General features: G+C 43.3%; 22 protein-coding genes. 2 read left to right on the forward strand and 20 right to left on the reverse strand.

Annotated features, from left to right (window positions below; genetic code table 11):
• Positions 1–76: 76 nt before the first annotated feature.
• From VIM89_RS17210 to VIM89_RS17255, 10 genes are all read right to left on the reverse strand, one after another.
• A complete protein-coding gene (locus VIM89_RS17210) occupies positions 77–1,231 on the reverse strand; it encodes an FtsW/RodA/SpoVE family cell cycle protein (protein WP_488157417.1) in 1,155 nt (384 codons plus the stop codon).
• 54 nt (positions 1,232–1,285) lie between these two features.
• Positions 1,286–1,528, reverse strand: a complete 243-nt coding sequence (locus tag VIM89_RS17215; protein ID WP_488157418.1) for a four helix bundle protein — start codon at positions 1,526–1,528, stop codon at positions 1,286–1,288.
• A gap of 209 nt (positions 1,529–1,737) precedes the next feature.
• Positions 1,738–3,087: a UDP-N-acetylmuramoyl-L-alanine--D-glutamate ligase gene (murD, locus tag VIM89_RS17220; protein ID WP_488157419.1), complete on the reverse strand. Its 1,350-nt coding sequence runs from the start codon at positions 3,085–3,087 to the stop codon at positions 1,738–1,740.
• Positions 3,088–3,155: 68 nt separating this feature from the next.
• Positions 3,156–4,397: a phospho-N-acetylmuramoyl-pentapeptide-transferase gene (gene mraY, locus VIM89_RS17225; RefSeq protein WP_488157456.1), complete on the reverse strand. Its 1,242-nt coding sequence runs from the start codon at positions 4,395–4,397 to the stop codon at positions 3,156–3,158.
• Positions 4,398–4,537: 140 nt separating this feature from the next.
• Positions 4,538–5,998, reverse strand: coding sequence for a UDP-N-acetylmuramoyl-L-alanyl-D-glutamate--2,6-diaminopimelate ligase (locus tag VIM89_RS17230; protein ID WP_488157420.1), 1,461 nt, complete (start codon positions 5,996–5,998; stop codon positions 4,538–4,540).
• Positions 5,995–8,136, reverse strand: a complete 2,142-nt coding sequence (locus VIM89_RS17235) for a penicillin-binding protein (RefSeq protein ID WP_488157421.1) — start codon at positions 8,134–8,136, stop codon at positions 5,995–5,997. The genes VIM89_RS17230 and VIM89_RS17235 overlap by 4 nt, the downstream gene beginning before the upstream one ends.
• On the reverse strand, positions 8,126–8,536 hold the full coding sequence (locus VIM89_RS17240; protein ID WP_488157422.1) for an FtsL-like putative cell division protein: 411 nt from the start codon (positions 8,534–8,536) through the stop codon (positions 8,126–8,128). Before VIM89_RS17240 ends, VIM89_RS17235 begins: the two co-directional genes overlap by 11 nt.
• Positions 8,533–9,435 (reverse strand): 16S rRNA (cytosine(1402)-N(4))-methyltransferase RsmH, encoded by a 903-nt coding sequence (gene rsmH, locus VIM89_RS17245; RefSeq protein WP_488157457.1) that lies wholly within the window; start codon positions 9,433–9,435, stop codon positions 8,533–8,535. The genes VIM89_RS17240 and rsmH overlap by 4 nt, the downstream gene beginning before the upstream one ends.
• Positions 9,428–9,892 (reverse strand): division/cell wall cluster transcriptional repressor MraZ, encoded by a 465-nt coding sequence (gene mraZ / locus VIM89_RS17250; protein WP_488157423.1) that lies wholly within the window; start codon positions 9,890–9,892, stop codon positions 9,428–9,430. The genes rsmH and mraZ overlap by 8 nt, the downstream gene beginning before the upstream one ends.
• A 345-nt stretch (positions 9,893–10,237) precedes the next feature.
• A complete protein-coding gene (locus VIM89_RS17255; RefSeq protein WP_488157424.1) occupies positions 10,238–10,630 on the reverse strand; it encodes a hypothetical protein in 393 nt (130 codons plus the stop codon).
• A 158-nt stretch (positions 10,631–10,788) separates the two neighbouring features.
• On the opposite strand from VIM89_RS17255, the gene purU reads away from it, so the two are divergent.
• Entirely contained in the window at positions 10,789–11,613 is an 825-nt protein-coding gene (purU, locus tag VIM89_RS17260; protein WP_488157425.1) for a formyltetrahydrofolate deformylase, read from the forward strand.
• 41 nt (positions 11,614–11,654) lie between these two features.
• Here purU and VIM89_RS17265 read toward each other — a convergent pair whose 3' ends face one another.
• From VIM89_RS17265 to VIM89_RS17275, 3 genes are read right to left on the reverse strand one after another with little or no spacing between them, the layout of a single operon-like run.
• Positions 11,655–12,083, reverse strand: a complete 429-nt coding sequence (locus VIM89_RS17265) for a hypothetical protein (RefSeq protein ID WP_488157426.1) — start codon at positions 12,081–12,083, stop codon at positions 11,655–11,657.
• Between the two features lie 60 nt (positions 12,084–12,143).
• Entirely contained in the window at positions 12,144–12,488 is a 345-nt protein-coding gene (locus VIM89_RS17270) for a DUF1801 domain-containing protein (RefSeq protein ID WP_488157427.1), read from the reverse strand.
• Complete coding sequence (locus VIM89_RS17275; RefSeq protein WP_488157428.1) at positions 12,488–12,865, reverse strand: cupin domain-containing protein; 378 nt, start codon at positions 12,863–12,865, stop codon at positions 12,488–12,490. Before VIM89_RS17275 ends, VIM89_RS17270 begins: the two co-directional genes overlap by 1 nt.
• A 342-nt stretch (positions 12,866–13,207) precedes the next feature.
• On the opposite strand from VIM89_RS17275, the gene VIM89_RS17280 reads away from it, so the two are divergent.
• Complete coding sequence (locus VIM89_RS17280) at positions 13,208–15,643, forward strand: ABC transporter permease (RefSeq protein WP_488157429.1); 2,436 nt, start codon at positions 13,208–13,210, stop codon at positions 15,641–15,643.
• 166 nt (positions 15,644–15,809) lie between these two features.
• Here VIM89_RS17280 and VIM89_RS17285 read toward each other — a convergent pair whose 3' ends face one another.
• From VIM89_RS17285 to gap, 7 genes are all read right to left on the reverse strand, one after another.
• Positions 15,810–16,085: a DUF2314 domain-containing protein gene (locus VIM89_RS17285; protein WP_488157430.1), complete on the reverse strand. Its 276-nt coding sequence runs from the start codon at positions 16,083–16,085 to the stop codon at positions 15,810–15,812.
• Between the two features lie 100 nt (positions 16,086–16,185).
• Entirely contained in the window at positions 16,186–18,048 is a 1,863-nt protein-coding gene (locus tag VIM89_RS17290; RefSeq protein WP_488157431.1) for a CocE/NonD family hydrolase, read from the reverse strand.
• Positions 18,049–18,134: 86 nt separating this feature from the next.
• On the reverse strand, positions 18,135–18,536 hold the full coding sequence (locus tag VIM89_RS17295; protein ID WP_488157432.1) for a PIN domain-containing protein: 402 nt from the start codon (positions 18,534–18,536) through the stop codon (positions 18,135–18,137).
• Positions 18,524–18,754 (reverse strand): hypothetical protein, encoded by a 231-nt coding sequence (locus tag VIM89_RS17300; protein WP_488157433.1) that lies wholly within the window; start codon positions 18,752–18,754, stop codon positions 18,524–18,526. Before VIM89_RS17300 ends, VIM89_RS17295 begins: the two co-directional genes overlap by 13 nt.
• Before the next feature lie 86 nt (positions 18,755–18,840).
• The gene (locus VIM89_RS17305; RefSeq protein ID WP_488157434.1) at positions 18,841–20,031 is read right to left on the reverse strand and encodes a phosphoglycerate kinase; all 1,191 of its coding nucleotides are present in this window, start codon (positions 20,029–20,031) and stop codon (positions 18,841–18,843) included.
• Between the two features lie 86 nt (positions 20,032–20,117).
• Positions 20,118–20,552: a GNAT family N-acetyltransferase gene (locus VIM89_RS17310; RefSeq protein WP_488157435.1), complete on the reverse strand. Its 435-nt coding sequence runs from the start codon at positions 20,550–20,552 to the stop codon at positions 20,118–20,120.
• Positions 20,530–21,546: a type I glyceraldehyde-3-phosphate dehydrogenase gene (gap, locus tag VIM89_RS17315; RefSeq protein ID WP_488157436.1), complete on the reverse strand. Its 1,017-nt coding sequence runs from the start codon at positions 21,544–21,546 to the stop codon at positions 20,530–20,532. The genes VIM89_RS17310 and gap overlap by 23 nt, the downstream gene beginning before the upstream one ends.
• Positions 21,547–21,576 lie beyond the last annotated feature (30 nt).

Here is a 21,576-nt window from a genome sequence, read left to right on the forward strand (position 1 = left end):
ACTTCCGACTTCCGACTTCCGACTTCCGACTTCCGACTTCCGACTTCCGACTTCCGACTTCCGACTTCCGACTTCCTCATGCTATCGCTACTTCTTTTATCTCACCTACAATTACCTTCTTCGGTTCATCGATATCACGGCTCACTGATAAAATGATACCGAACGCAATACTGGTAAACAGTATCGACGTTCCACCCATACTGATCAGTGGTAATGGCACACCCGTTACCGGGCCTAGCCCTACGGCTACTGCCATATTTGCAAATGCCTGTATTGTCAAGCTAAAACTCAATCCCGCTGCCAATAAGGCTCCAAAGGCTTTAGGCGCTTTGGTTACGATTTTGATGCATCGATATAAAAGGAACAGGTAAATACCGATAATGGCTAATCCACCTAGCAAACCGCATTCTTCAATAATTACTGCATATATCTCATCCGAAAATGCTTCGGGTAAGTAATTCTTCTCCTGGCTATGGCCTAATCCTTTACCAAAAAGGCCACCTGTAGCAATAGCTATCTTAGCATGGTCAGACTGGAATGATTTATCGGCATTTGCTTTATCCGGATGCATGAACGTATGCATACGTGAGATGTAAGTATGCCTTCTTGGCCCCAGGAAGATCACTCCTGCCAGTAAAACCGCACCTGCCAAGCAAGTTATCGCTATTTGTTTTATACTGATACGACCGATGATGAGCAGCAATATACTTACACCAAAAAGCATCAGCGCGGTAGAAAGGTTTGCTAACGCGATTAATATAAATACCACGCAAACCGCACCCATTATCGGAATGAACGATTGCTTTACATCTTTTATATTTTCCTGTTTGCGCGATAACGTTCGCGCCAGGTAAGTGATTAGTGCCAGTTTAGCCAAATCGGAAGTTTGGAAACTCAAGCCCGTGCCCGGTATAGAGATCCAACGACTCGCGTTATTGATATGCGCACCAAATACCAGCGTATATAACAATAATGGAATCGTGATGATCATTAACAACTTGGATATGCCAGCATAGTAACGATAATCCAGTTTGTGCGAGATGTACATCAATATAATACCGCCTACCACCATCATAAAGTGTTTGAATAAGATTGATTCAACACCCACTCCCTTTTTATAAGCCAGCGTACCTGTAGAACTATAAACCGCGAGCAATGAAATAGCCGAAAGCAATATGACGATCAACCATATCCATCTGTCTCCTTTTGTATTGCTTAATATCCGATTCATTTCTTGTTCTGTTTATGTGCAGATTTGCGGATGTGCAGATGTGCAAATAATTATTTAATGTGTTGATGAAATTATTTTACCTAACACTTTTATTATCGATTGTATATCATCATACATACCTTGATCAAACGGATAGTTCTTGGCGTGTTTGCATAATGACAACCAGTACTCAGTTTCTTCCGCTTCCTTATAAGCTATTTTACATTTGTGCCTAAAATCATCTTTGCTTTCCGCACCCTGCGCTTCCCTTACATTTGCTCCGATTGAAGTCCCACACCTGAACAATTGATTAGCCATATTGTATTTTCTTTTCGGATTCAAGGTCTTCAGTAAAATCGATGATCTTTATCGAAAAATTAAAAGTTAAATCAACTATCAGGTTAGGTTTATTACTCATATCATTTAATAATTAAATCATTTCCTAAAATCATCTGCACATCTACTCATCTGCATATCCGCACATCTATTTTATCATCTGCACATCTACTCATCTGCACATTTGCACATCAAAGTTCCTTCACCGCTTGTTTGAACTGACGACCCCGATCTTCATAATTTTTGAACAAATCAAAACTTGCACAAGCCGGGGACAACAACACCGTATCTCCTTTTTTAGCCAGGTGATAAGCTACCTGGGCAGCTTCCTGAGCTGAGAACGTATTCACGATGATTGGGACTAGGTCATCAAACGCTTCATGGATCCTGCGGTTATCTTTGCCTAAACACACAATGGCTTTAACTTTTGCCTTTACCAGGTCCTTCAGCATATTGTAGTCGTTGCCCTTGTCAACACCACCAAGGATCAACACCACATCAGTGGTCATACTTTCCAAAGCATACCAGGTTGAGTTAACGTTGGTTGCCTTTGAATCGTTGATAAAGCTGATGCCTGATATTTTGGCAACAAATTCTAACCGGTGCTCAATGTTCTTGAAATTACCCATACTCTCCCGTATGGTCTCGTTTCGCAGTTCGAGTACTTTTGCTACAATACCCGACGCCATTGAGTTGTAGATGTTGTGTTTGCCTTGCAGGGCCAGTTCGTTGATCGACATTGTGAAATGTTCTTTAAGTGTGTTTATAATGATATTGTCCTCTTCGAGATATGCTCCCGGTGTAGTTTTTTTTTTAATGCTGAATGGTAGTTGCTGCGACTCGAATTTCCTGGTCTCCATTCCTGTTACTGTTTCCGGATCATCGTCGCAGTAGATGAAATAGTCACCGGCCGTTTGGTTCTGCGTGATGCGGAACTTTGATGCCACGTAGCTTTCCATCTTGTATTCATACCGATCCAGGTGATCCGGTGTGATGTTTAGCAACACGCCGATGTCTACCTTGAACTTGTACATATCATCGAGCATAAAGCTGCTCAGTTCCAGCACGTAGATGTCGAACTTTTCAGTCGCCACCTGGTAGGCAAAGCTTTTACCGATGTTACCTGCCAGACCTACGTTCAACCCTGCATTTTTAAGGATATGATAGGTTAAGCTCGTAGTAGTAGTTTTGCCATTCGAGCCTGTAATGCCTACGATCTTTGCATCCGTATATCTTCCCGCAAATTCTATCTCAGATATCACCGGAATATTCTTTTCTCTCAGCTTCTTTATTATCGGAGCCTTCTCTGGTATACCGGGACTCTTTACAACTTCAACTGCTTTTAAAATCTCTTCTTCAGTATGCTGATTCTCCTCGAAGCGGATATTCCAGTCCTGCAGTTGTTTTTTATATTGATCGGCAATCGGTCTAAAATCAGAAACAAAAACTTCATAGCCTTGCTGCTGAGCAAGGTATGCAGCGCCCGCACCGCTTTCGCCTGCGCCGAGTACTACCAGTCTATGTTGTTTCTTTGATTCCACCGATTTTGTTTTTGATTACACCGATTATTTTAACATTCCAATTTTTCAACCTTACAACTTTCCAACTTCTACCGAAGTTTCAGCGTTATCACCGTCAGTATCGCCAGCATGATGCAGATGATCCAGAAACGGGTCACGATCTTTGCTTCGTGAAAACCTTTCTTTTGATAATGGTGATGCAACGGCGCCATTAAAAATATACGCCTGCCTTCGCCGTACTTTTTCTTGGTGAACTTGAACCAGGATACCTGCATCACTACCGACAAGTTCTCGATCACAAAAATTCCACATAGTAATGGCAGCATCAGTTCCTTACGGATCATGATAGCGAACACCGCGATAATGCCACCGATTGCCAAACTGCCTGTATCGCCCATAAACACCTGCGCCGGGTAAGAGTTGTACCATAAGAAACCAACGCATGCTCCCACAAACGCACCTGCAAAAATTACCAGCTCACCAGAGTCAGGGATGTACATGATGTTCAGGTAATCCGCTATCACAGTATTACCTGATACATAGGCCAGTATTGCCAGTGTGATCCCGATAATAGCCGAAGTACCCGTCGCCAGACCATCAATACCGTCGGTTATATTTGCTCCATTTGAGATAGCCGTGATGATGACAATCACGAAGAACATGAACACTACCAGGTCATATTTCTCATAACCTTTACCTAAAAATTTCAGCACTTTTCCATAATCGAACTCATTATTTTTATAGAAAGGCATGGTTGTTTTGGTCGAATGGATATCCTGCGTGTAAACAGGCTTATTACCTTTCATGTGAAACTCTACCGGGCGATCATACTTGATCGGCGGCTTTACCTCCTGGCGGATCACGATATCCGGGTTGCTGTACATCGTAAACCCGATGATCAGCGCCAAACCTACCTGGCCGGTAATTTTGAATCTGCCTGCTAAACCCTCCTTATTCTTTTTAAATACCTTGATATAGTCGTCCATGAAACCGATAGCGCCCAGCCAAAGCGTGGTACCCAGCATCATCAGCACATATACATTTTCCAGCTTTGCAAACAACAATGTTGGTATCACAATGCCCAGGATGATGATGATACCACCCATTGTAGGCGTACCTGCCTTTTGCATCTGACCTTCCAGTCCAAGGTTTCTTACAGTTTCACCCACTTGCTTATAGCGCAGGTAATCGATCAGCCTGCGACCGTAAACGGTAGTAATGATCAGCGAAGTGATAACCGCCATAGCCATCCTGAACGTGATGTATTGAAACACCCCCGCGCCAGGTATGCTATAGTTTTTTTCCAGGAAACTGAATAAGTAATACAGCATGGTTTTCTTAATGTGCAGATGTGCGAATGTGCACATGTGCGGATGTTTTTATGTTTTGATTAATTCCTTTTGTCAACTATCTAAAAATGTGTGATTGCTTATTTTTCATTTGCACATTTACTCATCTGCACATTTGCATATCAACTCATCTGTTTAAAAATCTCTGTTAATTCTTCTTTGTCATCGAAATGGGTTCTCACTCCCTTTATCTCCTGGTACTTTTCGTGACCTTTTCCGGCTACTACCACTATATCGCCCGGCTGCGCCAGGTTGCAGGCCACCTTGATCGCTTCTCTTCTGTCCACAATACTCATCGTATGCCTTTTAAAGGCCGGATCAACACCTTCTTCCATATCCCTTATGATTTGCGCCGGGTCTTCCGAGCGTGGATTATCTGAAGTGAATATTACCTTGTCGCTCCACTCACAAGCTACACGGGCCATAATCGGGCGCTTGGTTTTATCCCGGTCGCCACCGCAACCTAATACAGTGATCACTTTCTCATTACCCTTACGCACATCATGTACAGTGCTTAATATATTCTGGACTGCATCAGGTGAATGCGCATAGTCCACAATGCCAACAACACCATTTGGCGCGATCACATAGTCAAATCTTCCACGGGCACCTGTAAGCTTGCTCAGACTGGTTAATACTTTGGCTTTGTCCTGTTCCAGCAGCATAGCGGCAGCATAAACCGCCATCAGATTATAAGCGTTGAATGTTCCCACCAGTTTAAACCACACTTCTTCATTATCGATATTGAGCAGTAAGCCGCTGAACTGGTTCTCTACTATTTTGGCTTTATAATCAGCCATGTTTTTTAAACCGTAGGTCTTTTTATGCGCTGCTGTATTTTGCAGCATCACCATACCATTTTTGTCATCGACATTGGTCAATGCAAATGCATTTTTGGGCAGACCATCAAAGAATGCCTTTTTGGCCTTCAGGTAGCTGTCAAATGTTTTATGATAATCCAGGTGATCATGAGTCAGATTAGAGAATATGCCGCCCTGGAATTTCAGATCAGCAATACGGTGCTGTACAATAGCATGCGAGCTTACTTCCATAAAGCAGTAATCGCAGCCTTTGTCTACCATGTCATTCAGCAGCATATTCAAATCAACCGGATCAGGTGTTGTATGCGTTGCTGCTACCACTTCGCCATTGATCTGATTTTCTACAGTTGAGAGTAATCCGCATTTATAACCCATGTCGCGGAACAGCTTATAAAGCAGTGTTGCGATGGTTGTCTTACCATTGGTTCCGGTTACGCCAACCAGTTTCAGTTTGTGTGATGGATTATCGTAAAAGTTTGCAGCAACGGTACCCAAAGCAATCGAACTGTCGGCCACCATAAAGAAATCTACCTCACCGGTAACGTGGGCAGGTAATTCTTCACATATCACAGCAACAGCACCTTTTTCAATTGCCTGGTCGATATACTCGTGACCGTCAACCTGTGTCCCTTTTACTGCTACAAACATGCATCCCGGCACCACCTTGCGCGAATCAAAAACGATTGCACTGATCTCCATGTCAGCACTACCATGAAGTTCGGTGAATGCAAGTCCTTCTAAAATGTCGCTCAAATACCTCATTGTAGTTCTATTATTATTTTTGATCCTTTTGGTATAACACTTCCGGCCGTAACCGATTGTTTTACTACTGTTCCGCTGCCATGCGCCGATACTTTGTACCCCGCATTACCCAATACGTATAAAGCATCGCTCAATCCCATGCCAATTACTTCAGGCACAGACCCTTTCTGATATTTAGTTTCGTCATAAGGAACTCCGTTGCTGGTGTCTACTGCATTGTTTGCCGAAGCATACATCGGTTTGATGTTCAGTTTACTGTAAACCTCCTGAGTCGCTTTGCGATTTCCGGTTTTTACCTTTGGCATCGGACTGTTGCTTACGTATTGCAGAGGCGTAGCCTGGTTCATTTGCAAGTCGCTTGAATAAACACGGTCGGCAATTTGCCTGAACACCGGACCGGACACCCAGGCGGCTAAGTGCGAGCCAATAGTCGGATCGTGAATCACTACGATCATCGAATATTTTGGCTTATCAGCAGGGAAATATCCGCAGAAACTTGTCTGGTGCCTGTTCTTTTCTCCATATCCGCTTTTTCCGTTGGCTATCTGGGCTGTACCCGTTTTACCGGCTACAGTATATAATTTATTTTTGATCACAAGCTTACCTGTTCCTTCCTGTACCACACCTTCCAGCATTCCGCGTATTCTTCCTAATGTTCTGTCAGAGCATACTTTTTCATTGATCACCCTGGCCTGGAAACGCTCAATCGTGTTCCCGTAACGGCGTATCTCGCTCACGAAAATCGGCGCAATCATAGTGCCGTTATTAGCCACCGCGTTATAAAAGGTCAGCATCTGCAATGGCGTCAATTTCGACTCATAACCATAGGCCATTTGCGACAATGACTGTAGTTTATTCCAGTCGCGCGATGATGGATTTTTTATCCTCGGCGTACCTTCACCCGGAATTTGCAGACCATTTTTTTCGTTTAAATGATAACTGTACAGCTTATCAGTAAATTCCTGCGGATTGTTATGATAATGCTGCCAAATGAGTTTAGCCGCACACACATTGGATGACTCCTCAAAAGCTCTTTTTGCTGTAATAATCGTTCCCGGATCTTCCGCATCCCTGATTGTCAATACTTTTTTACCGTTACGCGGATTATACAATTCATATTCACCATGCTGTGCATCAACCAAAGTATTTGTGTCGATCTTGCCCTGGTCGATAGCCGCCATGTAGGAAGCCAGCTTAAAGGTAGAGCCTGGTTCAGCAGATTCGCTGATGGCATAGTTCATACGTTCTTCGTAATCGCCGCTTTTGGTACGGGTATAATTGGCAATGGCTTTAACTTCTCCGGTTGCCACTTCCATCAGCACTACGCAGCCATGATCGGCTCCGGTTTTTTCCAATTGCTTTTTCAAAGCAGCCTGCGCTACGTCCTGGAAGTTTACATCGATGGTTGAGATAATATCAGCACCCTCTACCGGGTCAACTTCGTTACCGTCATTATTTACCGGCATCCAAACATTACCAGCCATGCGCTGCATCAGGCGCTTACCATTCTCACCGTTGATATAATCGGCATACGCACCTTCCAAACCAACAGTAACCGGTTTGCCGGCTGCATTTTTTGCATTATCGTTTTTATAGCCAATAGTACGTGAGGCTAGTGAGCGGAACGGCAACACCCGTTTATTTTGCTGTATTACAATCAGGCCGCCCTTATATTTACCCATATTGAAGATCGGGAACTTGCGGATCTCCTTTAGTTCCTGGAAACCAACCTTTCTTCTTATTAATAAATAACGGTCGCCGTCTTTACGTCCATCGCGCAGCATCCGGGCATATTCACTTCTTGATTTATCACCAAAGAATTTGGACATGCACAAAGCCAGCGAATCCACTTTTTCCTGGAACACATTGTCGTCTGCGATACCGCCGGCCAGCATATCCATGTGCAGCTCGTATTCAGGAACCGAGGTTGCCAGTAAGCTGCCATCCGATGCAAAAATATTTCCACGCTCAGCCTCGATATTAATGTACTGGGCCGACATGTTTTTTGCCATCGCTTTCCACTTAGGGCCCTGCAGGTATTGAACCCGGACCAACTGAAAAACGACAGCGCCCGCAAACAGGAGAATCAACCCGAATGCGAGGTACACCCTTAAAAGTATGTTTGTCCTAATTCCCATCTTTGCCCTCCTTATCCTTTAATCGCTGCGGCGGTTCAATGGATTCTTTAATTCCCAATGTATCCACACGCTTGGCTACTTCGCTCAGCGTGCTTTTGAAGGCCAGATCAGCCTTGGTAGTTTTATAATCCCAGGTAAGCTCTTTTACCTCTTTGGTCATCTTGTCGATGTCGCGCATGTTCCTTTCAGCAAGGTGCATGTTACCAAGGTAGATCATCCCCAAAAGCACGAGAAACAATAGGAACGGCAAAGCGCTTGTAGCTTTCTCCGCATTCACATTTTTCTTAAAAAGCTGCCATAGCGCACCCTCGGAAATTTCCTTTGCAGGTTGCTTTTCCTCAACAATCAGCTCTTTTTCAGCTTCTTCTTCCTGAATTTCTGTACGCAAACGATTTGTCATTTCTTTACAGCTATTCTTAGTTTAGCGCTCCGTGCCCTGTTATTACTTTTTATTTCTTCTTCTGATGCCGTTATCGCACCGCGGCTTACTGCATCAAAAGGCTTTTGATCATTTCCATAAAAATCCTTCTCCACCTCGCCGCTGAATTTTCCTTTGGCGATGAAGTTTTTTACCAGCCTGTCTTCCAGTGAGTGATAAGACATTACCACCAATCTGCCACCTGAAACCAGCACCTCTGCTGATTGTATCAAGAAATCCTTTAAAGCTTCCAACTCCTGGTTCACCTCGATGCGTAATGCCTGGAACACTTGTGCCAGGTATTTATTTTCCTTTCCTTTCGGAATCAGACTATTAATGGCATTTTTCAGATCGGCAACTGTATTTAGCGAACCATTCAGCCTTGCAGTGACGATAGTTTTTGCAAGCGATTTGGCATTCTTGATCTCGCCATAAATTCCAAAGATCCTATGCAGGTCAGCCTCGCTGTAAGTATTTACAACTTCCTTAGCCGTCAGGGTCGATGCCTGGTTCATACGCATATCCAACTCCGCATCAAAGCGGATGGAGAACCCACGCTCAGCCTGGTCAAACTGGTAAGATGAAACGCCCAAATCAGCAAGAATACCATCTACCGGAATTGCATTATGCAGGCGGGTGAAATTTTTCAGGTAGCGGAAATTCTGATCGATAAATTCAAAGCGATCATCGGCAATGATATTTTGCTGTGCATCCGCATCCTGGTCAAACGCCAGCAGGCGGCCTTCTTTACTCAAATGCTTCATGATCTCGCGCGAGTGCCCACCACCGCCAAAAGTCACATCCACATAAGTGCCATCGGGACGTATGTTCAGCGCCTCGATGCATTCCTGCAACATCACCGGAACATGGTAATTACTCATCTGTCTTCCTCCTTCCATTGCCCATTACCTCTTCAGCCAGGTTTGAGAAATTCTCAGGCTCGTTATCCATCTGCGCATCGTAAGCACTTTGCGCCCACACCTCTATTCGATTCAACTGGCAAGCCAGCACCACATCAGATTCGATACCCGCATATTCCAATAAGGCTTTTGGCAAAAGCACGCGCCCGGCAGCATCCAGCGTCAATTCGGACGCACCGCGGGTGAAGTAGCGGATAAATTCGCGTGTTTTTTTCTCGTATGAATTGAGTTTGCTCAGATCCTCTACAATCTTATCCCATTCGCGGCGGGTGTAAATAACCAGATGCTTCTCAAAGCCACGATTGATCACAAGGCCCTCTTTGTCAGCTTCGGGAAGCTGCTTTTTGAGGCCAACAGGGACCATCATCCTGCCTTTGGCATCCAGTTTACATTCAAATTCACCTAAAAAATGGGACATGAGTACACTATGGTATTATTCCAAAGTAAAAGTAAATTACTTTTTTCATTTTTTACCACAAATTCCCATTTTTTTCCACCAAAAAGTTTTCAACAACTTCAAGGGCTATTTTTCTACCACTTTATCTCATATAAGATTTCTAAACAGGGTCATACTCTTTAAGTTATCAAAAGACAATTTGAACCTGCAAATGAACAGATTTCGGCTCCATTCTACTAATAATTAAGTTTTTATCTTTCCACAATGGGTAAATCAATCTAAAACAAAAGCGCCGTATACCATTGGTATACAGCGCCATGATTGAAGGGGGTAGTAAAGACGTATTAAATATAACGCCGGCTCAGCTTAAGATGCTGACCTGGTGCGAGCCGGTTTATTCATTACCAAATAGGTAAAACCAAATACCGATATCAGGTTGCTGATCATAGAAGCCATGCGGTTCATATCCTGCGACTTAGCAGCGTCAGCCGATTTGGAACCATAAGATGTTGCCACAACAACAGGCACTCCCTGCAGTATTTGTCCTTCATGGATATCACTACAGATCAGGAGGTAACTGCCGCTTACCATTTTACAGTCCTGCAGAATGAGTTTCGGCGTGGCAGAAGCTGTGATGGCAGCTTCATTTGCTTTAAGATTAGCAACGTCATCACAAAACAGGATCTCATCTATCACAGAAGACATTCCGCTATTGCTATGAATGACCATGAGTCTTTTATCTTCGGTATAAGATGGCATACTTGATGATTTTTGGTAGTATAAAATTGCAGCGAATGATTGTGTAAACGAAGCATGTATCGGTTAACTCTCAATTTGTGTCGACGAATCAAAGTTTAGCTCAAAACCCCTATAAAATTTCACCTGCAATTACCTATAATTGTGAATTTAATATCAATATGGTTATCGTAATACAGTGTACCGACCAGGTGGGGCTGGTGGCCAAAATTTCCGGACTGCTTGCCAATGAGAGCTACAATATTTTGTCGATGCATGAGCATGTAGACAAAACGGAGAACTTGTTTTTCATGCGGCTGGAAGTCAACAAGCAATCAGAAGGCTCAGCATTGGAAGAAAAGTTACGCGAATTATTACCCCATGGGGCGCTTATCAAAGTAAACCCCGATCCGGTGAAAAAGGTAATCGTAATGGTGACCAAGGAGTACCATTGCCTGGCTGATATATTGATCCGGAACTACTTTAAAACACTGGGTGCCAGCGTTCAATGCGTGATCGGAAACTATACTAATCTGGAGGATATTTGCCATCGATTTGATGTCCCGTTTCATCATGTTCCTTATGAAGGTCCACACCCTGAATCGGAGCAGCGTGTAATAAATATTATCGATCAGTACGACTACGATTACATCGTTCTGGCCAAGTTTATGCGCATTCTGTCACCTGATTTTGTAAAGCATTTCCCAAAAAAGATCATCAATATTCATCACTCCTTTTTGCCTGCATTCGTGGGAGCCAATCCTTATAAACAAGCCTATGAGCGCGGCGTAAAATTGGTAGGCGCTACAGCACATTTTGTAACCGACGAGTTGGACGAAGGACCGATCATTGCCCAACAGATCATATCAGCAGATCATTCCTTAACAGCTGCTGATATGATGAAGGCGGGCAAAGAAATAGAAACCGCCGTATTAGCCAAAGCCTTAAAAGTAGTATTTGACGACCGGGTGTTTATCTACAAAAACAAGACCGTGGTATTGGAATAAGGCAGTGTTCATGGGCGTTCACAGCGTTGTGAACGAACACCCTAATTGAATTTAAGTGTATCGGGCCCGGACAGTAAGGCTACATGACAATTACAGCCACCTGAAATTTTGAGGTCAATTGCTTTGGTCTGATTAGTTGCAGGATCGGTAGCCGATACTTTAATATCATCGCCATCGGTCGAATAATCCATTTTATTATTGTCGGTTGCTACGATATAATACCCTAATGCGAGGAGTGCGTTGGGATAGCCGGGGTGGAGCAGCTTATTTGAACTTACATCGAATACGGTGAAATTGTTAACCGCAATAGGCTTGCCGGTATTATCAGTGCAAAGTATACCGATGCTGGCAAAATTTAAGGTACAGGGTTGCGTCTGCGTTCCGCAGGGTGTTTTTGGCTTTGGTTTGACTTTATCACAAGATGCGAGAGATAAGGCTGCAGCGAAAAGGATAATAAGATTCTTGTACATGGGGTTGTGTTTATTCTATATTACGCTCAACCCAAACGGTTTGCTACAACCCAGGTCAAATTAATTATAGAACGATAAAGCCGTCTTGAGAACAACATTAATCGTATCCATTGGCAAGTCATTATTGGGGTCGATCAACAGTATTTTCATTCTTGCGCGGTCTTCTAAAATCAGATCAGGATGATCGATTCTTTTACCTTCCACTATACCTATATAAGGTAGGCCATTCTTTTTATGTACCCACAGGTAGTAAAACATTTTGCCCTTATAGCAGAAGAAAGGCATGCGATATTTCCAGGCTTCGGTTATGCCTTTATCAAAATCCAATATATGCTGACGGAGAAACAGCAGGCAGCCTTTAACGAGTTCTTCTTTCTCTAAATAATACAGGTCGATGTCTCTCATTACTGATTCTCGTAATTAATAATGATCACCAGGTCATCCTTACCTGTCTGCTTTAATCCATGCGAGCTGCCGGGCCTGGTCAGAATAGCGTCTCCCTCCTTTACAGGAAAACTCTTGCCGTTCATCTGCATTTCACCGGTACCGCTGATGATATAATAAATCTCGTCCTCTTTTTGCAAATGATACCCTATAGCTGAGCCCGGGTGTAATACGCGCTTACGGAATATCATTTTTAAGCCATCAGCCTTAGAAAAGAAGCTATACCCAACGGTACTGCCGCCGCCGTTATGTGTGCCGGGTTCAACTTTGGCGATATCCTTTTCGTGTTCGAGAATGTAGGGTTGGGTGGTTTGGGAGAAGGCGAATAACGGCATCATTGTAATCATCATGAACAATAGCCTATTGAAAAAAATTATGCTTCTTATAATCCTCATTTTATACACCTCATTCGTCCGGCATTGCGACAGGTTGCTTATTCTGTTTACTCATTGATATCAAAGATATTTTTTAAGTGTCATTGACAGAAATAAAATAATTTGAGGTCGCAAATTGCGACCTCAAATTATTTTAATAAAGTTTATTACCGCACACTTCATGTATCGAAAGCGAACATCCTCAGGGATTAAACCCAGTTCAACTATCTAATATACAACCAGATACAATTTTGGCATCTTAATAGATCAGCAACACTAGTGTGGTTGTCAACACACATCGCTGTTATGATCCAAAGCTACCTCAAAACCGCTATCCGCTTTTTGCTTAAGAACAAAGCCTTCAGTTTCATTAATATCGTAGGTCTTGCTATTGGTACTATGTGCTGCCTGTACATCCTCCTATTTGTGCAGGACCAGTACAGCTATGATAAGCACCACAAAGACGGACAGGATATTTACCGTGTAACTACTTCAACTGGACTCACGGGTGACGCACGTGCCCTGGCCACCGCCTCGCCGCCGATCGCACCTGCTATAAAACGCGATTTCCCTGAGGTAGAGCAGTATGCCCGCTTGTTCTCGTCCGAGCTGATCGGGAACAACAACAGCATGCTGAAATATAAGGACAAGACATTTTATGAATCCGGTTTGGCATTTGTTGATTCAACTTTTTTTGATGTGCTGAGCTATCATTTTGCTTATGGCAAAAACACGCATGATCTGCTAGCCGAACCGTATTCGATTGTAATATCAAAATCGACATCGGTAAAACTGTTCGGCAATGACGACCCTATAGGTAAAGTGATCACCATTGATAACGCCTATGGGAAACACGATTTTAAAGTGAACGGCGTGGTGGATGAGGGTCTGGGCAAATCATATATTAAAGCCAACATTTATGTGACTCTGCGCAGCGGAGGCTTTGGTCAATACCTATACAACAATCATCAATGGGCCGGGAATAATATTGCATGCTCTTTTATCAAACTTCGACCTGGGGCCGACCCAAAAGCGTTGGAAAGTAAGCTTCCTATCCTTCTGAATAAATATGGCGCACAGGACCTCAAAGCGCTGGGCATGACTAAAATTCTTCACTTGCAGCCCATCGCTGCAATGCATACCACGACCGGGTTTGACTTTGAGGTAGGCAACACCATTAGTCCTACCCTATTATATATATTGGCCGGTATTGCTATCATGATCCAACTGATCGCCTGCATCAATTTCATGAACCTGTCTACTGCACGTGCCTCAAAACGGGCCAAAGAAGTTGGCGTGCGCAAAGTGGTTGGCGCTGAGCGTGGCGACCTGGTAAAACAGTTCCTGGGTGAGTCATTTTTGCTAACCTTGATCGGCGTGGCATTATCCATCCCGCTCTTATCCATGGCTTTACCTTACCTGAACCAGGTTACGCAAACCAATATTCAGTTGACATTCCTCAGCCATTTTAGTATTTGGATTCTTTTGGGCATGATTATACTTGTGACTGGCGCTGTTGCAGGTAGTTATCCGGCATTTTACTTGTCGGCCTTTGAAGCCATTAAGGTGATGAAGGGCAATTTCACCAATCAGATATCGGCATCGGGCATACGTCGTTCGCTGGTGGTGTTTCAATTCTTTTTATCTATCGTGCTCATCACATCGATCATCGTTATATACAGTCAGCTTAACTACATAAAGACCAAAGATCTTGGCTTCGACAAAAACCAGAAGCTAATATTCAGCTTTTATACAGGCGATGCGCGGAACAAGATGTCAGCTTTGGCAACAGATCTTCAGCAACTATCCGAAGTAAAAAATGTAAGCCTGAGCGATAATTACTTAAGCCATAATAACGCTAGTGACTTCCCTGTAATCCTTGAAGGCGGCAATCCAGCCTTATCAGTTGATGCGATAAATATGGCAGCTGACGATAAGTTTGTAAAGACCAATGGTATAAAGATCATAGCAGGGCGGGATTTCGGGGTGAAGGATACCTCTAAGACACTGATCAATGAGACTTTATGCAAGCGCCTCGGGCTTAAAGCTGAAAAAGCACCGGGTTTAAGGTTATACAGTAAATACTTTGATGGTTCAATTCATTACTTCGAGATTGTTGGTGTGATGAAGGATTTTAATTATGATTCCCTGCATGGCGCGGTTGGTCCGTACATGATATTTCATAATAATAATCCAGGCAACTATTTCTCATTTATGACGGTTTCGGTAACAAGTCCGGATTATAAATCACTTTTGAGCAAAATGGAAACTGTCTGGAAAAAGAACCTGCCAGGCATACCTTTCTCCTACGCCTTCCTCGACCAGGAAGTACAGAAACAATACCTGGCAGAGATCAGCCTGTCAAATATCATTAACTCATTCACAATAATGGCCATTTTAATCTCGTGCCTCGGGTTGTTTGGCCTGGCAGCCTTCAGCGCCGAGCAGCGTCAAAAAGAGATCGGTATCCGCAAGGTACTGGGCGCAAGCGTTGCAGGCGTTGTCGGTTTGCTTTCACGCGAGTTTGTTTGGCTGGTGGGTATAGCCTTTGTGCTGGCCACACCGTTGTCATGGTGGGCCATGCATAAATGGTTACAGGGCTTTGCTTATAAAGTACCGGTTAGCTGGTGGATGTTTGCTATTGCTGGGGTATTATCTATCGTAATTGCTTTACTGACAGTAAGCTTCCAGGCGATAAAGGCGGCTTTGGCAAATCCGGTGAAAAGTTTGAGAAGTGAGTGATCAGTTAATCGGTGATTAGTTAATCAGGCATTTAAAACAAATAGCGATGGGGTTTGAAACCCATCGCTATTTTAATTATTCGTCAGGTTTTCGTTTGCTCTCGAGGTATTGAATGGAGAACCCGCCAGTTCTATGTCCGGTTGCCTGGTCATCAATTACCCAATCTTCAATTTTTTTTTTTTATACTGACCTTGTCCCCCATTTTAATGTTTTTTACGGTAAAGGCTGAATCAATAAACACTCCGGTAAAAACACCATTTTTATACTCAAATATTCTTGACCACATATGCTCATGACTGCCATTCTGTACAAAATCAGATTTTACGATAAACCTAATTTTATGGTAGTCTTTCCCGTGCCTTGCCAATTCATTAATAAATGTGCTCAAATGCTTCTGTGCGGTATCTTTTAATCTCAAAAAAGTTTGGTCTTCCTTTTCCAAGTTAACAGATGTATACTCCATACTATCGTTATGAACTGTCTGTGCGGTGACTTTCGATGCCATGAAAAGACAAATTATGATGAGGAGAATGTTTCTCATATTACATCGCCCTCACCTTCAAATAGCTCGGATGCTCCTTCGAGGTATATACTTTGTGCGTTTCTTTTTTAAAGTCAGTATCCTTCGCTTTCATAATGTCCTGGAACTGCTGCGTATTACGGTCGATAAGCGGGAACCAGGTGCTTTGTACCTGCACCATAATGCGGTGACCTTTTTTAAAGGTATGCAGCACGTCCTGCAGTTCAAAGTTTACCGGGGTTACTGTGCCGGGAGTGAAAGCATCCGGCTTATCAAACCCGTTACGAAATTTGCCGCGCATGGCTTCGCTACGTACCATTTGCTCATAGTTTGACATGTAGGTACCTTTTGCTGTGTACTGGTTATTTTTGGCTGAATCTGGATATACGTCCACTACCTTCACTACCCAGTCGGCGTCCGTTCCGGTGATGGCTACTTTCAAGTCGGCCCAGATGTTTCCGGCAAAGGTTACGTCATGATCTAATACATCGGTCTGGTAAGTCAGCACGTCGGGTCTGCGCGAGGCAAAGCGCTGGTCTCCGGTCATGTATTCACGCTGCATGTCCATGGTGATACCGTTATAAAATGGTACAGGTTTAGCCGGGTCGGATGTAAACTCATCAAAACTATCTGTTGAGGTTGGCGCATCAAATGATAATTTTCCGCCCGGTAACAGGTACAGGTTCTTTTCTTCAGCTTCTTTTGGCGGCCATACATTGTATTTCTTCCATTTGTTTACACCAGTCTCGAAAGCAGATATTTTGGGGATATCCATGTCAGTTCCTTTCAGGTAATGACTGAAGAATGCAAACTCTATCTTTTCGCGATAGAATAGCCCGGTTGGCCCTCCAAAATATACATCTCCTAAATGATCACCATCTCCACGGGCCCACCCGCCGTGCACCCATGGGCCCATTGTAAAGTAAACCGGTGTATTCGGATTCTCTTTTACCAAAGTTTTATAGGTATTGATGGCACCGTACAAGTCCTCCGCATCATACCAGCCACCAGTAACCAGCGTCGGTGTTTTGATATCGTGCAGGTGATACAACACATTGCGGTCTTTCCAATGCTGATCGTAATTTGGGTGATCCAGCATTTCGTTCCACAAACGGATAGTGTCTTTATAATATTTATCGTTAGTGTTTTTTACGGACCCCATTTTCAGGTAAAACTCATAACCGTCTTCGGTGCCGTAAACAAACCTGCTGCCACGACGCTGGGTTGGTTTATCATCCTGGCGATTAGTAAAGCCCGGATAAAACCCAAAGTTGGCCACCAGCATAAAAGCGCCGTTATGAAACGCATCATCGCGATACAGATCAGCCATAGGCGCTTGCGGTGAAGCGGCAGCTAATGCCGGGTGGCGGCTCAGCAATGAAGCAGTAGTGAAAAAGCCCGGATAGGATATTCCCCATACGCCAACTTTGCCATTGTTATTCTTGATATTTTTAATCAGCCAGTCGATAGTATCATAAGTATCAGTGCCTTCGTCCACATCATTCTTGGTTTTGTGGACTTCCTTTTCAGGCGTCATTTCTTCAAATATGCCTTCGCTCATCCAGCGGCCGCGTACGTCCTGGTAAACGAAGATGAACCCGTCATGTAAAAACAAAGGTGACGGGCCAAGCGAACCTTTGTAAGCATCGACACCATAAGGCGCAACGCTGTAAGGCGTCCTGTCCATCATGATGGGATATTTTTTGGATTGATCTTTTGGCACATACACCGATGTGAATAGCTTTTTGCCGTCGCGCATCGGTATCTGGTATTCGTATTTCTGGTAGTTGGCCTTCACATAGTCAGCATCAGAAGTATTTTGCTGAGCACGCGAGCAACAGGCAAAAAGCAGCAAGCTTAAAGCCAGGAGTAAATGTCTTTTCATTAATTATTGAGAGTTAGAGGCCCAAATGTAATATAAAAACAAAAGCCCCGAAATTCGGGGCTGTCACAAAAAAGTTACGCTGACGTTTATTGATTTAGCTTATAAAGATTTAAATCATTAATAAACTTATAATCTTTTACATTATATGTAAAAAGTTTAAAGCCAGCATATTTAGCAGTTGCCGCAATTAGAGCATCAGGAATGTCAAGTTTGTGGCTCAATCTATAATTCTCCATCAAAGTTAAAGCAACTGAGCATAGAGCGGGGTTAATTAATAAAACATTAAAACGGCCAATGTTCTTATTCAATAAACGCAATTCAATTTTATTTGCAGCTCCAGCAATTAACTCCATTTTGGTAATCGCTGATATAATGACATTATCAAGCCCTATTTCATTATTAACTATCTGAACGGTTGAATAGTGTCTCGGTTTACTAGTATCAAAATAATCGATCAATACGTCGGTGTCACATATTATTTTTTCCACATCTCTTTTCTTAAATCAGATGCATCTATGTTTTTACCTGTGAAAATTTCATTCAGAGATGAAATATCCAACGTTTTATCTCCGGGTATCAAAATATCCTCTAATGGTTGATTCGGTTTATTTTTGGGAGAGGATATCTTAAAATCAAAATATTTGGCCAACCCCTTTAAAATCTTTAAAGTTTCCGGCTTTTTATATTTTATAGTTACTTCTGGCATTTTTTAATATTTTATATAAAGTTAGCATATAAAACAAAGAAAGGCAAGCTTCTGCTTGCCTTCTGTAAAGTCAAAAGCAACGTCGCTTATTCATTTATAGCTTTTACGCCAGGCAATTCTTTTCCTTCCATATACTCAAGCAAAGCGCCACCACCGGTTGATACATAGCTTACTTCGTTGGTAAGGTTGAATTTTGCAACTGCCGCAGCCGAGTCGCCACCGCCGATCAGCGAGAAAGCGCCATTTTCAGTTGCATTAACTACTGCATCAGCGACTGCTTTAGTGCCTTGCTCAAATTTTTCCATTTCGAAAACACCCATAGGACCGTTCCACAAAATAGTTTTTGAATTTTCAACCACCTTACTGAAAGCTTTTATGGAAGCCGGACCGATATCTAAACCCATCCAACCGTCTTTTATATTGTCGTTGCTGGCAGTATCCGTATTAGCGTCGTTTGAGAAGTTGTCTGCAATAATTGAATCAGTTGGCAATAACAGGTTTACGCCTTTTGTCTTCGCTTTCTCAATCAGACTGTTAGCCAGATCAAGCTTATCTTCTTCAACCAGTGATTTACCGATATGTCCGCCCTGTGCTTTTGCAAAAGTATAAGCCATACCACCGCCGATGATCAGGTTATCTACCTTGTCCATCAGGCGCTCTATCAATTCTATCTTGTCCGAAACCTTAGCGCCACCCATGATAGCGGTGAAAGGTTTTTCAGCGCCATTCAATACTTTTTCGGCATTAGCCAATTCAGCAGCCATCAGGTAACCAAAGCATTTTGCTTCAGGGAAGAACTGTGCTATAATTGAGGTAGACGCATGCGCACGGTGGGCTGTACCGAAGGCATCGTTTACATATACATCACCTAAAGCAGCCAATTTTTTAGCAAACTCAACGTCACCTTTTTCTTCTTCTTTATAAAAACGAAGATTCTCCAGTAGCAATACCTGGCCTTTTGCCAAATCTTTCGATTTTTGAACAGCCTCCGCGCCAATGCAATCATCAGCAAACTCTACCTGCTGACCCAGCAGATCAGACAAATGCGGAACCAAATGCTTTAATGAATATTTTTCAGTCGGACCATCCTTTGGTCTTCCCAGGTGCGACATCAGGATCACCTCGCCTCCATCCTTCAAAATCTTCTTGATGGTTGGCAGAGCGGCCGTCATCCGGTTATCGTCGGTAATATTATAGTCCTTATCCAGCGGGACGTTAAAATCAACCCTGATCAGGGCTCTTTTCCCCAAAAAGTTTATTTGATCTACTGTTTTCATATTGTTTTAGAGGCGTTGTTTACGGAGCGCCAAATTCAGCATTTAATTCTAAATTCTGAACGCAAAAATGAAAAAGGTGTTTGATGTCACTGAATTTTTAGATAGAGCACGTAATGCGGCCCTATTACGGGCACTTCAAACTCGTCGGAGATGATCTCGAAACCAAGATTTGTGTAGAAAGGAACCGCTTTTTTGCGGGCATTGCACCAAACATAGTTCACCTTTTGCCCGCGCATATATACGACGGCAAAGTTGACCAATTGGTTACCAAAGCCTTTACCGCGATGACTCTCCAAAGTAGCCATACCACGCAATTGATAAGCCTTGCCTGTGTATTCTTTATAATTCTGTGGATGAAATGATGCAATGCAAACTAACTGGCCGTTATCATAATACCCCAGGTGAAAGGTACCTTCGGCATCATCATTCGGGAAACGGCATTCATCAAGTGTCAACCGGCCTTCGCGCAATACCTCGTTGCGGATGGCCAGCACATCATCAGTTTGTATAAATCTGATCATGCTTAGCTATGCTTATTTTGGCTACCAAATCGGCCAGGCGGCTCGAGTAACCCATTTCATTATCATACCAGCCTACCACTTTCACTAATCCGCCAACGATAGAAGTTAGTTTTGAATCAAAAATGCAGCTGTGCGGATTGTCTAATATGTCGGTAGAGACTATCGGGTCTTCAGTATATTCCAGCACGTTTTTCATTGGCCCTTCAGCGGCCGCTTTAAATGCTTTGTTGATTTCCTCAACAGTGGTTTGCTTTTTCAGGCTGCAGGTAAAATCAGTCAAAGAGCCATTCAATACCGGCACGCGGATACCGGCGCCACCAAGTTTACCATCCAGGTGCGGGAATATATTGGTGATAGCCTTTGCTGCACCCGTTGTAGTTGGAATGATGGAAGCTGATGCTGCCCTTGCACGGCGCAGATCTTTGTGAGGAGCATCATGCAAACTTTGATCACCGGTCATCGAATGCACGGTAGTGATGTAGCCGTCAACAATCCCCCAGTTATCTTCCAGTATCTTCACCATAGCCGCAACATTGTTGGTGGTACAAGAGGCATTGGATATAATCGGGGCAGACAGGTCAAAATCAGTATCATTTACACCGATAACTACAGTAGGGACACTCCTATCAGAAGACGGAGCGGAAATAATTACCTGCTTAGCTCCTGCCAGCAAATGCTGACTTGCACCATGCTTAGAGGTAAACTTGCCAGTTGATTCAATTACCAGGTCGATATTCAATTCCTTCCATGGAAGATTTGCGGGATCTTTTTCTGACAGGATCTTTATCTGCTTACGATCAATATAGAGATTGCCTGAATCGCATTTAACGGTTCCATTGAATGTACGATGAACAGAATCGTATTTGAACAGGTGTGCCAATGTTTCGGTATCGGTCAGGTCGTTAATAGCAACCACTTCGATACCAGGCTTAGCAAGTACACTGCGAAGAAATATTCTCCCGATACGTCCAAATCCATTAATAGCTACCCTCATGACAATTGATATTTAGGACAAATTTACACA

Origin of the sequence: Mucilaginibacter sp. (assembly GCF_036568825.1) — a bacterium.
Taxonomy (GTDB): domain Bacteria; phylum Bacteroidota; class Bacteroidia; order Sphingobacteriales; family Sphingobacteriaceae; genus Mucilaginibacter.